The 13262-nt window shown below is 73.8% G+C and carries 13 protein-coding genes; 7 read left to right on the top strand and 6 right to left on the bottom strand.

Annotated features, from left to right (window positions below; all coding sequences use genetic code 11):
* Positions 1-425: 425 nt before the first annotated feature.
* The 4 genes from ABT041_RS34390 (at position 426) to ABT041_RS34405 (ending at position 4262) form a co-directional block, all read left to right on the top strand.
* On the top strand, positions 426-1721 hold the full coding sequence (locus ABT041_RS34390; protein WP_351191966.1) for an MFS transporter: 1296 nt from the start codon (positions 426-428) through the stop codon (positions 1719-1721).
* 7 nt (positions 1722-1728) lie between these two features.
* The gene (locus tag ABT041_RS34395) at positions 1729-2472 is read left to right on the top strand and encodes a 4'-phosphopantetheinyl transferase family protein (RefSeq protein WP_351191968.1); all 744 of its coding nucleotides are present in this window, start codon (positions 1729-1731) and stop codon (positions 2470-2472) included.
* Between the two features lie 214 nt (positions 2473-2686).
* Positions 2687-3010, top strand: coding sequence for a hypothetical protein (locus ABT041_RS34400; RefSeq protein ID WP_351191970.1), 324 nt, complete (start codon positions 2687-2689; stop codon positions 3008-3010).
* 460 nt (positions 3011-3470) lie between these two features.
* Complete coding sequence (locus tag ABT041_RS34405; RefSeq protein ID WP_351191972.1) at positions 3471-4262, top strand: bestrophin-like domain; 792 nt, start codon at positions 3471-3473, stop codon at positions 4260-4262.
* Positions 4263-4266: 4 nt separating this feature from the next.
* Here the strand turns inward: ABT041_RS34405 and ABT041_RS34410 are convergent, their stop codons facing one another.
* A complete protein-coding gene (locus ABT041_RS34410; RefSeq protein WP_351191974.1) occupies positions 4267-5277 on the bottom strand; it encodes a zinc-dependent alcohol dehydrogenase family protein in 1011 nt (336 codons plus the stop codon).
* A 58-nt stretch (positions 5278-5335) separates the two neighbouring features.
* Positions 5336-5719, bottom strand: a complete 384-nt coding sequence (locus ABT041_RS34415; protein WP_351191975.1) for a nuclear transport factor 2 family protein — start codon at positions 5717-5719, stop codon at positions 5336-5338.
* 92 nt (positions 5720-5811) lie between these two features.
* Between ABT041_RS34415 and ABT041_RS34420 the strand changes: the two genes are divergently transcribed.
* Entirely contained in the window at positions 5812-6384 is a 573-nt protein-coding gene (locus tag ABT041_RS34420; protein WP_351191977.1) for a TetR/AcrR family transcriptional regulator, read from the top strand.
* A gap of 93 nt (positions 6385-6477) precedes the next feature.
* Here ABT041_RS34420 and ABT041_RS34425 read toward each other — a convergent pair whose 3' ends face one another.
* Positions 6478-6999, bottom strand: a complete 522-nt coding sequence (locus ABT041_RS34425) for a GNAT family N-acetyltransferase (protein ID WP_351191979.1) — start codon at positions 6997-6999, stop codon at positions 6478-6480.
* 68 nt (positions 7000-7067) lie between these two features.
* Positions 7068-7529, bottom strand: coding sequence for a MarR family winged helix-turn-helix transcriptional regulator (locus ABT041_RS34430; RefSeq protein WP_351191981.1), 462 nt, complete (start codon positions 7527-7529; stop codon positions 7068-7070).
* Between the two features lie 108 nt (positions 7530-7637).
* Here ABT041_RS34430 and ABT041_RS34435 point away from each other — a divergent pair, with 108 nt between their 5' ends.
* Positions 7638-8561 carry a quinone oxidoreductase family protein gene (locus ABT041_RS34435; protein WP_351191983.1) on the top strand — a complete coding sequence of 308 codons (924 nt, stop codon included), beginning with the start codon at positions 7638-7640 and terminating at the stop codon, positions 8559-8561.
* Between the two features lie 25 nt (positions 8562-8586).
* Here the strand turns inward: ABT041_RS34435 and ABT041_RS34440 are convergent, their stop codons facing one another.
* On the bottom strand, positions 8587-9540 hold the full coding sequence (locus ABT041_RS34440; protein ID WP_351191985.1) for a terpene synthase family protein: 954 nt from the start codon (positions 9538-9540) through the stop codon (positions 8587-8589).
* A 437-nt stretch (positions 9541-9977) separates the two neighbouring features.
* Here ABT041_RS34440 and ABT041_RS34445 point away from each other — a divergent pair, with 437 nt between their 5' ends.
* Positions 9978-12266 (top strand): hypothetical protein, encoded by a 2289-nt coding sequence (locus ABT041_RS34445; RefSeq protein ID WP_351191987.1) that lies wholly within the window; start codon positions 9978-9980, stop codon positions 12264-12266.
* 14 nt (positions 12267-12280) lie between these two features.
* Here ABT041_RS34445 and ABT041_RS34450 read toward each other — a convergent pair whose 3' ends face one another.
* A complete protein-coding gene (locus ABT041_RS34450) occupies positions 12281-13249 on the bottom strand; it encodes an ArsR/SmtB family transcription factor (protein ID WP_351191989.1) in 969 nt (322 codons plus the stop codon).
* Positions 13250-13262 lie beyond the last annotated feature (13 nt).

Consider the following 13262-nt stretch of genomic DNA (forward strand, 5'->3'; position numbering starts at 1 on the left):
TGAGCCCCGGCCGCAGGACCTCGACCGCAGGAACCCGATCGAAGAAGCGGGTCACAGAGCCCCGGCCGCAGGACCCGACCGCAGAAACCCGTCTGCAGAAACCGGCCACTGAGCCCCGTCCGCAGGACCTCGACCACAGAAACCCGTCTGCAGAAACCGGCCACTGAGCCCCGGCCGCAGGACCTCGACCGCAGGAACCCGATCGAAGAAGCGGGTCACAGAGCCCCGGCCGCAGGACCCGACCGCAGAAACCCGTCTGCGGAAACCGGCCACTGAGCCCCGTCCGCAGGACCTCGACTGCAGGAACCCGACCGAAGAAGCCGGTCACAGAGCCCCGGCCGCAGGAACCCGACCGCAGGAACCCGACCGAAGAAGCCGGCCCCAGAGCCTCCACCGCAGACACCCGACCACAGGAAGCCGACCCCATGGGAACGACCCCCGAAACCAGCCCGCCCACGGCCGCCGCCGCGCCCGCCGTCGACTGGCGCCGCGTCAGCAGCCTCGTCGTCGGCCAGGCCGCCGTGCAGGCGGGCAGCTTCGCCCTCCTGATCGCCATGAGCTGGACCGCCGTCCAGCTCGGCGGCCGCGAAGCCGTCACGTACGTCACCCTCTCCGCCACCCTGCCCCGAGCCCTGCTGCTGCTCTTCGGCGGAGCGCTCGCCGACGCGCTCGGCCCCCGTGCCGTCCTGCTCCGCGCGACCAGCGTCCGCGTCCTCGTCCTCGCGGCCGGCGTCGCCGTCACCGCCACCACCGAGACCCTGTGGCCGCTGATCGCCGTCGCCCTCGTCGACGGCGTCCTGCTCGGTCTCACCGGCCCCGCCTCCGGGGTCCTGCTGCCCCGCCTCGCCCCCCAGGACCAGCTCGGCCGCGCCAACTCCCTCTTCTCCATGGTGCTGCGCCTCGCCCCCATCGCCGGCTCGCCCCTCGGCGCCTGGCTCGTGGTCGTCGGAGGTCTGCCCGTGGCCATGACGGCGGCGGCCGTCGGCTGCGCCGTCTGGCTGGTCTGCGCCACCCACGTCACCCACGGCATGACACGGCCCGAGCGCGCTCCCCAGGGGCCCTCCCTGCTGCGCCGCTCCGGCGACGGCTTCCGGCTCCTCGCCGCCCACCCGCGCCTGCGCTGGATGTTCGTCGCCTGCTTCTGCATGGACCTGGCGTTCCTGTGGCCGGCCGAGGTCGCCCTGCCCCTGCGGGCCGCCGACGAGGGCTGGGGCGTCGGCGCCGTCGCCATGGTCCTCTCCGTCTTCGGCGCCGGCGCGCTCGCCTCGGCGGCCGTGGGCGCGGCGCTCGCCCACCGCATCCCGGCGCACACCAAGCTGGTGGTCACCGGTGTCGGCCTCGCGGCCGGCATGGCCGCCATGGCCCTCGTCCCGTCACCCGTCGTCCTCGCCGCCACGGCCGGCGCCGTCGGCCTGCTCTCCGGACTCAACGGACCCGCCCTCGTCACCGCCTACCAACAGGCCGTCCCCGAAGGCCGGATGGGCGCCGCGATGTCCACCTTCGCGCTCTCCGGCATCGGCGCGGCACCGCTGTCCCTCGCCGTGTTCAGCCCCGTCTCGCTCTCCCTCGGGGTGACCGGCACCTGGCTGCTGTGCGCGGGCCTCGCCCTCCTGTCCCCGATCGCCGCGGCCGTCGCCCTGCGCGGCGGGACGGCCACCGCCGCACCGCGGGCCGACGCCCGTCCCCGTACCGCACCGGAGCCCACCGCCACGTCCGTGTGAGGCAGACATGATCTCGCTGGTTCCCCCGCCACCGCCGACGGCTCCGCCGGCCGGCCCGCTCGTCCCGACCACCCTCCCGCCCCTGACCACGGCCCTGCCACGGCTGCCCGGGCTCCGCCCCGTACGACCGCAGCTGTGGCTGGTGGCCACCGAAGCCCACCGGGACACCGTCACCCGGTATGCCCCCCTCGTCCTGGCCACCGAGGAACTGGCCCGCTCCGAGGAGTTCCGCCGCTCCGGCGACCGCGCCACGTACCTGTGCGCGCACGTCGGGTTGCGCCGACTGCTCGGTGCCCACCTGGACATCGCGCCCCGCGCCGTGTCCGTGGCACGGGCGCCGTGCCCCTGCTGCGGCGAGCCGCACGGGCGCCCCGTCCTGCCCGACGGACGCCTGCACTTCTCGCTCTCCCACTGCGAGGGACTGAGCCTGATCGCCGTGGCCACCACCCCCGTCGGTGTGGACATCGAGCGGGTGCCCGCGCCGCACACCGTCACGGAGGCCTCGGAGGTCCTCCACCCGGTCGAGGCGGCGGAACTCGCCGCGCTCGCTCCCGCACTCCGCCCCGCCGCGTTCGCCCGGGTGTGGACGAGGAAGGAGGCCTACCTCAAAGGGCTCGGCGTGGGCCTGGGCGCGGATCCGTCCGCCGACTACGTCGGCTCGGGGCCGGTGCCCTCGGCACCGACCGGTTGGCTCCTCGCCGACGTCACCGTCCCGGACGGACACCACGCCGCCGTGGCCCTCCGCCAGTGAGGAACGCCGGCCTTCGGGCCGGACGTTCACCACCCCGGAGGTCCTCCTCCGGAGGGCGCAACCCCTCGGGCGGCACCGCCACCGGAGGAACCGGCGGCTTTGCGTGCGCCGTGTCCAGGGCGGGAAGTGGGACGCCCTGGAACGGCTGCCGCCGCGGCGACGTTCACCAGTCAAGGAGAAGGGGCGACAGCCGAAGAGGAGGGGAGACAGCGACATGACGGCGTTTCTGGTCTTCGTCGCCGGCCTTGCCGGGATCATGGGCGTCTTCACCTGGCTGGCCGTGTACGTCCGGCGCCGGGGCGGCGCGGGCGCCGGCATCACGGCGGCACTGGCCGCCCACGACGAGGCGTTCCGCGTGACGGCGTACGAGTCCCACCAGGAGATCCAGGCGCAGGCCTCACGCAAGGCCCCACTGCTCTCCCCGGACGACCGCTGGACCCCCGGCCGCCACGAGACCGCCCACCGGCCTGCGATACGTGCACGGCAGAGGCTCCGGCCCCGGATCCGAAGGCTGCGCGGCAGACGCCGACGACCGTAGCGATGAGGCGCGCCGCACCGCGGCTCCGTCCGTCGGAGCGGCTCGGCTCGACCAGTCGTCGCCGCGAGGGCCGGGACGAGGGCCGGGGCGTCGACGGTGCCGAGGCCGGTGGCCAGGTCGTAGCCCGGGGCGGCGCGGAAGCCGTCCTGGCCGTTGACGCCGCTGGTGATGTCGTCGATGCCGGCCTTCTGCCCTTCCCGGGGCGTGCGAGCCAGGTGGTAGAGCCGGGTGTCGACGTTGCCGAGGCGCTTGCCGGCCCGCTGGTCGGCGAGGGCGACGACACCGGAGGCGTTCGGCCCCACGTGGTGAGGCCGCCGGGTGTCTCCGTACGCCCGAACAAGCGCGCAGGGGCTTGGACCGGCGACAGCGTGTTCCATCGCCGACACGGGCGAGTGATCATTCACCGTGATCGCGGCCGGGGGCCGGGAACGGCCCGCCGCCGCACCTAGACTCCCCGCACATGTCGCTCTGGCTCCTCAATCACTTCAGCACCTTCACCCTGGCCGTGGTCACCGTCGGCGGGACCGTCGTGCTCGCCGTCGCCGGCAGCGTGCTGCTCCGACGCAGGTATCCCTCGCTGGCCCGGGGGGAGCACAACGACATGGTCGGGGTGACCCTGGGGATGTTCGGCGCGATCTACGGGATCATCCTCGCCTTCGTCATCGTCACCCTCTGGACCCAGCTGGACAGCACGCAGACCATCGTCGCCAGCGAGGCCACCGACGCCGCGCTCATCGCCCGCGACGCCGGCGCCTTCCCGCCCGCCGTCCGCGCCGACCTCGACACCGCGCTCAGCGGCTACGTCCACGCGGTCGTCGAGGACCAGTGGCCCCGCATGCGGGCCGGGCAGCCGAGCTACGGGGCCACGGAGGGGCACCTGCGGTCCGCCTTCGAGGTCCTGCAGGCGTACGACCCGAAGTCCCCGCGCGAGGAGGTGTTCTACGAGGAGGCCGTCACCCACCTCAACGACGTCGCCGCCCAGCGCCGCGCCCGCCTCACCATGGCCCAGCAGGAACTGCCGCCGCTGCTCCAGGCCCTGGCCTTCGGCGGCGCGATCGTCCTCGTCCCGCTGACCTTCCTCTACGGCATGCGCAAACTGCGGATCCAGCTCCTCTTCGTCGCCTCGGTCGCCGCCCTCATCGGCTTCAGTCTGCTCCTCGTCTTCGTCCTCGACCGCCCCTTCGCCGGCGAACTGAGCGTGAGCCCCGCTCCGTACCGGGAGGGATCGCTGGCCCAGTACTGGGAGCAGTGAGCGGTCAGGAGTGGTCGATGACGACCTTGCCGAAGGAGCTTCCGGCGGCGTAGTGGCGGTAGGCGTCGACGGCCTCGTCGAAGGGGAAGACGCGGTCGACGACGGGCCGCAGCCCGTGCTCCTCGATGAAGGCGTTCATGGCGGTGAACTGGGCGCGGCTGCCGACCGCCACGCTGCGGACGGTGGCACCGGAGGAGAAGAGGGCGTACGGGTCGAGCGGCGGGGCGGTCCTGCCGGTGAAGCCGACGCACACGATGGTGCCGGCCAGGGTGATGGCCCGGACGGACTCGTGGAGGAGTCCCGCGACGTCGACGATACGGTCGGCGCCCCGGCCGCCCGTGAGGGCGCGGACCTCGCCGGCCCAGTCGGGGGTGGCCGCGTAGTCGACGACCTCGTCGGCGCCGAGTTCGCGCAGGCGCGCGGCCTTGGCGGGACTGCTGGTGGTGGCGATGACGCGGGCGCCGAGCGCCTTCGCGAACCGGAGCGCGAAGAGGGAGACCCCGCCGGAACCCTGCACGACGACGGTGTCGCCGGGGCGGACCCCGACTCCGTCGCCGGTCAGCGCGTTCCACGCGGTGACCGCCACGCAGGGCAGGGTGGCCGCCTCCGCGTACGTCAGGTGTGCGGGCACGGTCACGAGCCCGTCCGCGTCGACCAGGGCGTACTCGGTGAGCATGCCGTCCAGCGAACCGCCGCGCTGCGCGGCGTGCTCGATGGCGAACGGGCCGTCCTGCCACGACGGGAAGAGCGTGGCGGCGACGCGGTCCCCGACGCGTACCGACCCGGCTCCGGGTCCGACCGCGACCACCTCACCGGCCCCGTCCGAGACGGGGACGACGTCCGGCTTGACCGGCAGGACGTAGGTCCCGTCGAGCACCATGAGTTCACGGAAGCTCAGGGACGTCGCACGCACCGCCACCAGGGCCTGACCGGGGCCGGGCGTCGGGACGTCGTGCTCGCGGACGGAGAGACCGGACAGCCCGGCCCCGCTGTGCGACAGGTGGTAGCTCCGCATCGGTCGTGCCTTTCGTGTGAGGTGCTGGTGGTGGCTGTGGGGGTTCCCGTGCCGGGCATCAGTCGGCGGCCAGCGGGACCTCGCCGGCGGTCTTGCTGAAGCCGAGCGCCTCGGTGATCCGGCCGTCGGTCACTCGCATGACGTTGACGCCCTGCACCCACTGGTCGGCGCCGTCGCCGAAGCGGTAGGTCCAGACGATCGTCGCGCGGTCGCCGGCCACGATCACCTCCTGCGGGGTGAACTGCGCGCCGCGGTCGTCGACCAGGGCCGTCCACCACCGGGTACACGCCTCGCGCCCGGAGACCCGCTCGCCGCGCGGCGCCGGCTGGACGCTCTCCATGACGCAGTCGTCGGCGATCAGGTCGGCCAGCAGGCCGGCCTCGCGGTCGGTGAACGCGCGGTTGAAACGGTCGATGACTTCGGCGGTGGTGCGTGCGGGCATGGACGCCTCCTCGGAAGAGATAGACCGTTCGGTCTACGAGAGAAATAGATAGACCGGTTGTTCTACCGTGTCAAGTGCTGCAGAATCGAGGCATGAGCACTTCCGTGAAGCCAGGCCCCCGTGAGCGACTCCTGCTCGCCGCCCAGGAGTTGACGTACGCCCAGGGTGTCGGCGTCGGCGTGGACGCCCTGCTCAAGGGCGCCGGCGTCGCCCGCCGCTCGCTGTACGAGCACTTCGGCGGCAAGGACGGTCTCATCGCCGAGGTGCTGCGCCGCAGCACCGCCGAGGACGTCGAGCGGTACCGCGCCACCATGGACGCGGCGGGCGGCGACCCCCGCGCCCGGCTCCTCGCGGTCGTCGACCGGCTCGGCCAGATCGTCGCCGCCCCGGACTTCCACGGCTGCCGCTACCTGGCCGCCGACCTCGCGCTCACGGACCCGGAGCACCCCGCCCACGAGGTGACCAGCGCGTACCGTCGCACCCTCCACGGCCTGTTCACCGACGAGTTCGTCGCCCTGGGACACGCCCGTCCCGACTTCGCCGCCGACCAGCTGCTCCTCCTCGTCGACGGCCTCCTCGCCGCCGGCGCGACCCGCCCCGGCAGCGCACTCGCGGCAGCGGCCCGTGACCTCGCCGAGTACCTGATCGACGCGGGCCGCGCGTAGGGCGGCGCCGTGCCCGGCGTCGGAGGGCGGGGAGCCGTCACCTCCCCTCGGCGTCCCGTAGGGGAAGGGCGCCCGTTGGGCAGGGCCCCGGGTTCAGACGCGCTTGCGCATCAGTACGCACATCGTCTCGTGGCGGCGGATCGACCCGTCGGGTCCTTCCTCGTCCCCGGCGTCCGGCGCACGGCCGTACGCGACATAGCCCAGGCGCTCGTACAGGGCGCGCGCACGGGGATTGTCCTCCTCCACGGCGAGTTCGGCCGTGCGCAGACCGCGGTCCCGGATCCGTTGTTCGGCTGCTCGGACGAGCAGCGTTCCCAGGCCGCAGGACTGGAGCGCCGGCAGTACGGCGAGCTGCCACAGGGTTCCGGCTCCCGAGGAGACCTGGTAGTCGATGCCGCCGATCGCCACCGGCAGATCCGGGGGCGTGCATACGGCCAGGTAGTCCACCTCGCCCACCGACGCGCGGGCCAGTTCCCGTTCCGCATGGCGCAGGTGGGTGGCCGAGCCCGACCAGGCGCAGGCCGGCAGGTCCCGGGGGAGGAGGTCACGCACGCCGACGGGCAGGGTGAGGGTCGCGTGAGGGGAGTCGTCCTCGGTGTTCACCCGTCGAAGCATGCGATCAACGCCACTGCGCGACAAGGCATTTCCCTCGGCCGACGACAGCCCGGGCGTGGATCGCGTCGCTATCCCTCGTGCACCCGGCTCAGCAGCTCCATCAGCTGACGTGCCTCCGTCGCGCTGAGCGGCGCGAGGAGCGTGGAGTTGGCCCGCTCGGCCAGTTCCGCGCACCGTTCCAGGGTCCGTGCACCCGCCGGCGTCACCGTCACCGCGTTCTTGCGGCGGTCGCGCGGATCGGGCTGACGTTGCGCGAGACCGGCCTCCTCCAGGTGGTTGAGGAGGAGGACCACGTCCTTCGCGTCGAAGCCGAGGCGGCGCACCAGATCGGCCTGGGCGACCGGGCCGTACTCGGACACCGCCGCGAGCACGGCGTGCTGCGGGAGCTTCAGTCCCTCCTCGGCGATCGCCTCGGCGACCAGGCTCCGCCCGCGGGCGGCGACGCGGCCGATCAGCCAGCTCGGCAGGGACTGGATGTGCGCCAAGGCGTGCGGGCCTTCCGCGGGAGTCGTCGGGGTCGTCGGAGTCATGGAGGCAGGCTATCCCGAATTCATTGGACTTCCCAACGGTATGCCTCTACGCTGAAATTCGTTGGGGATTCCAACGATTCCGTGTCCGTTGCGCACCTGGAGGTGCCCATGCGTCGTGTCCGCCATGAAGTGACCGGCGGTCCCGAGGTCCTCTTCGTCGAGGAGGCCCCCGTGCCGGAGCCCGGCCCGGGTGAGCTGCTCGTCCGGTCCGAAGCGGTCGGGGTCACCCTGCCCGCCGTACGGAAGGTGCGCGAGGGGGCCGAGCCGGGCCCGCTCGGCGGCGAGGTGGCGGGCACCGTCGCCGCCGTCGGCGAAGGCGTCACCGGCTTCTCCGCGGGCGACCGCGTCACCGGCCTCTGCTTCTCCCACGCCTACGCCGAACTGGCCCTCGTCCACGAGGCGATGGCCTCCCGCATCCCCGACGGGGCGACCGCCGTCGACGCAGTGGCCCTGGTCCGCAGCGGCCTCGTGGCCCGAGGTGCCTACGAGGCCGGGCAGCCCGGCCCCGGCGACGCCGTCATGGTCACCGCCGCGGCCGGCGCGGTCGGCAGCCTCGCCCTGCAGTACGCCAGGGCCGGCGGCGCATCGCGTGTCGTCGCGGCCGTCGGCAGCGCCGACAAGGCGGAGTTCGTGCGTTCCCTCGGTGCCGACGAGGTCGTGCTCTACGGCGACGAGTCCTGGGGCGATCCGGTCGACGTCGTCATCGACGGGGTCGGCGGGGAACTCCTCGGACCCGCCGTGCGCGCGCTCGCCCCCGGCGGCCGCCTGGTCGCCTTCAGCTCGGGCGGCGGCACGATCGACGCCTACGAACTGCTGGTCCGGGGCGCGTCCGTGATCGGCTTCCAGATGGCGTCCATCGCCCGGGGGAAGCCCGAGGTGTACGCGCGCTGGCGCGACGAGCTGTGGCAGCTCCACCGCGACCAGGTGCTCCGCCCCCGTGTCGCCGCCGAGATCCCGCTCGCCGAAGCGGCGCGCGCCCACGAACTCGTCGAGTCCCGCCGCAATCTCGGCAAGGTCGTCCTCGTTCCCTGAGCTCAGGAAGGGGATGACCGTGTGCTCAGTGGTCGTAGCGGCCGGTGTCGATCTCCCAGCGGTGGTAGCCGGCGATCCAGGCGGCGAGACCGTCGACGTACCGCCGGGTGGCCTCCCGTGCGGCGGGCGCGAGGTCGAAGAGCTCACAGATCTCCGGGACTTCGGAGGACAGCTCCACGAAGCGGTCGACCATCGCCTGGGCCTCGCGCATCACCTGCACCGCCGCCTCGTCAGGGGTGCCGCCGCGTTCCTCGCGGACGATCATCACCAGGTTGGCGACGTCCCCGCGGGCGAGCTCCTGGGCGTACGAGTGCACGTCGTTGGTGAACGACGGTATGTCAGCGGCCAGTTGACGCATCCGGCGGAGGGTCGGGTGGTGCAGCACCTCTTGCGGCAGCTCGAAACGGTTGAGCCGCTCGACCATGTCGAAGAGGGTCTCCATGGCCGCCGTCCCCCGGCGCAGCGCCAGATAGCTCTCCCGGTCAGGGAGCCGTCCGGAGAGCCGGCCGGCGGCCTCGGCGGGGTGGCACGCGAAGTACCACTCCCAGTTGTAGGCGGACCGCGCCCGCCACCGGGCGGACATGCCGCGGGCGCTGCGCTCCCAGAGGTCGGTGAAGGCCTTCTCGACGGGGGTGCGGCCCTCGGGCGCCGGGCCGTCCCCGTACAGAAGGGCCGTCAGGCGGGTGCACATCTCGGCCACCTGCGCCGGTGCCCGACCGAGCTCCGAGTCGAAGCCGTCGTCGAAGAGGAAGTAGAAGCCGAGCAGGTCCGCGGCGAGGACGAGGTCGTCGACCGTGGAATCCGGGCTGGTGAACGCGGCGAGTCGGGGAACGTCCCACTTCTCGTACGCCGGCAGGGCTATGGCGGCGGTGAGGCCCTGGTGATGGAGGAGCCAGTCCCGGTGGCGTGGTGCGACGGATGCCTGGTTCGGATTGGCGCGAGGCGGAAACGGCAGGTCGAGCGTGGTGGCGTTGGACACTGGCCCCCCAGGTTCTGATCCCGGGCGATCCCAAGACGCCCCCGGCGCGTTCGAAGAGTACTTGAATTGATCATCAACTGCCAGGAACCTCAAGCAGATCGCTTTCAAGCCAACGGAAGAGCCGCGTCCGGATGAGCCGTTGAGGGCGTCGGGACGCGTGGGTCTTCGTGTCGGTCACGCGTTCCACCGTTCGTTGCGGCGGGTGGTTCGTCCCGTGTGCGCGCCACCCGTGGCCGGGGGAGCGCGTTGGGGTTGCCGTGACGCCCGGTGCAGTGACGGTTCTGCATCCGGGACCTGCGGGTTCTGTGTCGACTACCGATCTCGGTGGTCGGCGGCGAAAGCGAAGATCTGGATGGTGCGCGATGCCGGAGATGTGGACTCGGGGCGAGGGACGCGATGCCCGGTTCGTGGACTGCCTCCGGCACGGTCCCGCGCTCGTGGGACGCGACGAGGAGCTCGCCGAGCTCCGGGGCGCCCTGTCCGGGCACCGGCTCGTCACCGTGACGGGCGCGGCCGGGACCGGGAAGAGCCGACTGGCGCTGGCCGCAGTCGCACCCTCTCTCGACGGCCCCTGGCGGACGGTGGTCCGGGTGCGATGGCACGACGGGATCCCCGTGGGACGCCGGGCGCTGACGGCACGGGTCGCCCGGGCGCTGAGGGGCGCGGGCCTGACGTGGGATCCGGCGCGGACGGACATGACCACGGGGGAGCTCGACACGGGGGACCCCGCCTCGATGAGCCTTGCCGTCCCGGACCGTGCCGTCCCGGACCGTGCCGTCCCGGACCGTGCCGTCCCGGACCGTGCCGTCCCGGACCGTGCCGTCCCGGACCGTGCCGTGCCGGACCTGGCCGTCCCGGACCGTGCCGTGCCGGACCTGGCCGTCCCGACCGGTGACGTGTCCGACCTGACCGTCCCGGACCGTGCCGTGCCGGACCTGGCCGTCCCGGACCGTGCCGTGCCGGACCTGGCCGTCCCGACCGGTGACGAATCCGACCTCCCCGCCCAGGACCTGGCCGTTCCGGACCTCCCCGCCCTGGACCTGGCCGTTCCGGACCTCCCCGCCCAGGACCTCGCCGCCCCGGACATCGACCTCCCAGCCGGTGACGTGCTCCTCCTCCTGGACGATGTCGATCCCGTGCACACGGAAGGCGTCGGCCTGGTCCAGACGCTGCTGATGGACCAGCCCTCAGTACGGGTCCTGGTGACCGCCCGGCGGCCTCTCGGGCTCGGCGACGAGAAGGTCATCAGGCTGGCGTCCCTGCCGGTGGAGGCGGCACCCGGCCAGGAGGGTCCGTCGCCCGCCGCGGAGCTCCTGGTCTCCCGCGCACGGGAGCGCGGGTGGCGCGAGGAGGCCGATCCGGCGGCCGTGGCCCGGGTCTGCCGCCTGCTGGAGGGAGTACCCCTCGCCCTCGAACTGGCCGCGGGCCGGCTGGGGGAGTGGACCCTTGACGAGCTGGCCGCCCACCTCGAGAACGGCCAGTGCCGGCTCGCCGACCCCGCCCCGCTCCTGCTGCGGCACCGCACACTGCGGACCTCCATCGGAGCCGTACACGCCCTGTGCGAACCGGCGCAGCGCGCCGTCTGGCGCCGGCTCAGCGTGTTCGCCGGGCCCTTCACGGAGGCGGCGGCGGTGTTCGTGTGCTCGGGCTCCGATCTCGCTCCGCACGACGTGCCTCCCGCCCTGGCGATGCTGAGCGCCATCGGCGCGCTCCAGGCGCTCGGAGACGCGGGCGCGGTGTGCCCGCCGCGCTACCGCATGGCCAGGGCCGCCCGGGACTTCGGCACGGAACGGCTCTCGGCGGCCGGCGAAGGGCCGGCAACCCGGGACCGGCACGCCGTGCACTTCCGTGGGGTGGCGGCCGTCGCCGAGTCCCTGTGGAGCACCGGGCTTCAGCGCCAGGCGCTCGAGACCGTCCGGGACGAGCACGACGACCTGATGGCCCTCGTGCACCGCGCCGGGGACGGGGCCGGTCACGCCGAGACGGCCCTGGAGAGCGTGCTGCACCTGTGGTTCTGGTGGGCGGTCCAGGACCACGCGCGCGAAGGCAGCGACCACCTGCGCGTCCTGCTGTCCCGGCTGCCCGCCGACGGTCCGCTCGTGGCGAGGGGCCGATGGCTCGCCGCCTGGCTCAGCGCCGCCTGGGACCCGCGTACGGCGCACCACCTGCTGTCCCTGGCCTGGCCTGCGGCCGTGCTCGCCGGTGACGACGCCCTCCTCGGCCGGATCGCCCATGTGTACGGGACGCTGGCGTGGCAGCGACGGGACCCGGAGTCGGCCGCCGCGTACTACCGGCAGGCGGCGGACACCACGCCGCGCGGCGCCCCCGGGGGCCCGCCGTCCGCCGTGAGCCTGGCCGCCCTGGCCGTGGTGGAGGCCCACCGCGCCCCCGCGGCGGCGGCCCGCACCGCCTGCCGGGCCCTCGCGCAGCCGAGCTGCGCGAACGACGCCTGGGCCACGGCGCTCGCCCAGTACGCCCGTGCCTTCGCCGACCACCGCGCAGGGCGCGCCGGCCGCGCCCGGCACCGGGCCCGGCGCGCGCTCGCCGACCTCGAAGCCCACGTCGACGCCCCACAGGCCCGCCGCGCCCTGCTCCTTCTCCTCGCCGCCCTCGGCCCGTCCGCGACCGCGACCGGCACGCCGGGACCACACCCGCCTCCGCATCTCCCCGGCCCTCGGGGAGGAGCGCAGACCTCGCCGGCACCGGCGAGCCTGGCCCAGCGGTGACGGCTCGCCGTCGGTTACCGCCCTGCCCCCGAGACGAGTTCCTCCGCCACGCGCGTGCGTGCGTACAGCACGGCCCGTCCGGCCCGGTGGGCCGAGACCAGACCGGCCGCGCGCAGGGCGCCGAGGTGCTGGGACACCCCGCCGGGAGTGAGGCCCGTGCGCCCGGCCAGATCGGTCGTCGACGCCGGTGCCGTGAGCTCGGCGAGCAGCAGGGCGCGTGAGCGGCCGAGGACCCCGGAGAGTGCCTGGGAGGCCGATTCGGGCGGGGCTTCCCACAGGGTGCCGATGCCGCGCGGGGGATAGCGCAGGGCCGGCTGGTAGAGGGGGTCCGTCGTCGAGAAGATCCGGGGCCAGACGAACGCCGACGGCACGAGGAGCAGCCCGCGCCCGTCCAGCCTGCGCACGCCGTGGACGAAGCGGTGCTGGACGCTCAAGGTGCCCTCGTTCCAGGCGAGTCGTGGTTCGAGGTCCTCGAAGAGGGTCCGTGTCCCGCCCTCGGCGAAGCGGCGCGCCCGGTATTGGATGTCGGCCTCCAGATGGGTCTGGATACGTGGCCAGTACGGGGCCATCGCGAGCTCCCAGAAGGCGGCGATGACATCGGCGAGCCGTCCGAGCCCGCGCTCCGGATCGGCCAGCAGCGCGTCGACGCCGGCCCGTGCCTCGGGCGCGGAGGCCCGGATCCGCTCGGGCGGGGTGGCGCGCAGCGCGGCCAGCTCCACGGCGAGCGTCGGTCCCGAGGTACTGGGCGGTGGGCAGAGGAAGCCCGGGATGGAAGGCGCCGGCGCCGGCACCAGCGAGGTGAGCGGCGTGAGATCGAGCCGCGCGGCCGCGATCCGGGCGCGCACCTGTGCGGCCCAGCGGCGGTGCAGGGCCTGCTCGTCGGCGCCCAGGAGCACCCGGGCGCCGGCCACGACCTCCCAGAGCGGCGAGATGGCGAAGCGGGTGCGCGCGACGTCCTCGGCCGAGAACTCGATCTCCAGCACGGGTGCCCCCTCC

The organism is Streptomyces sp. NPDC002825 (assembly GCF_040295385.1).
Lineage (GTDB): Bacteria > Actinomycetota > Actinomycetes > Streptomycetales > Streptomycetaceae > Streptomyces.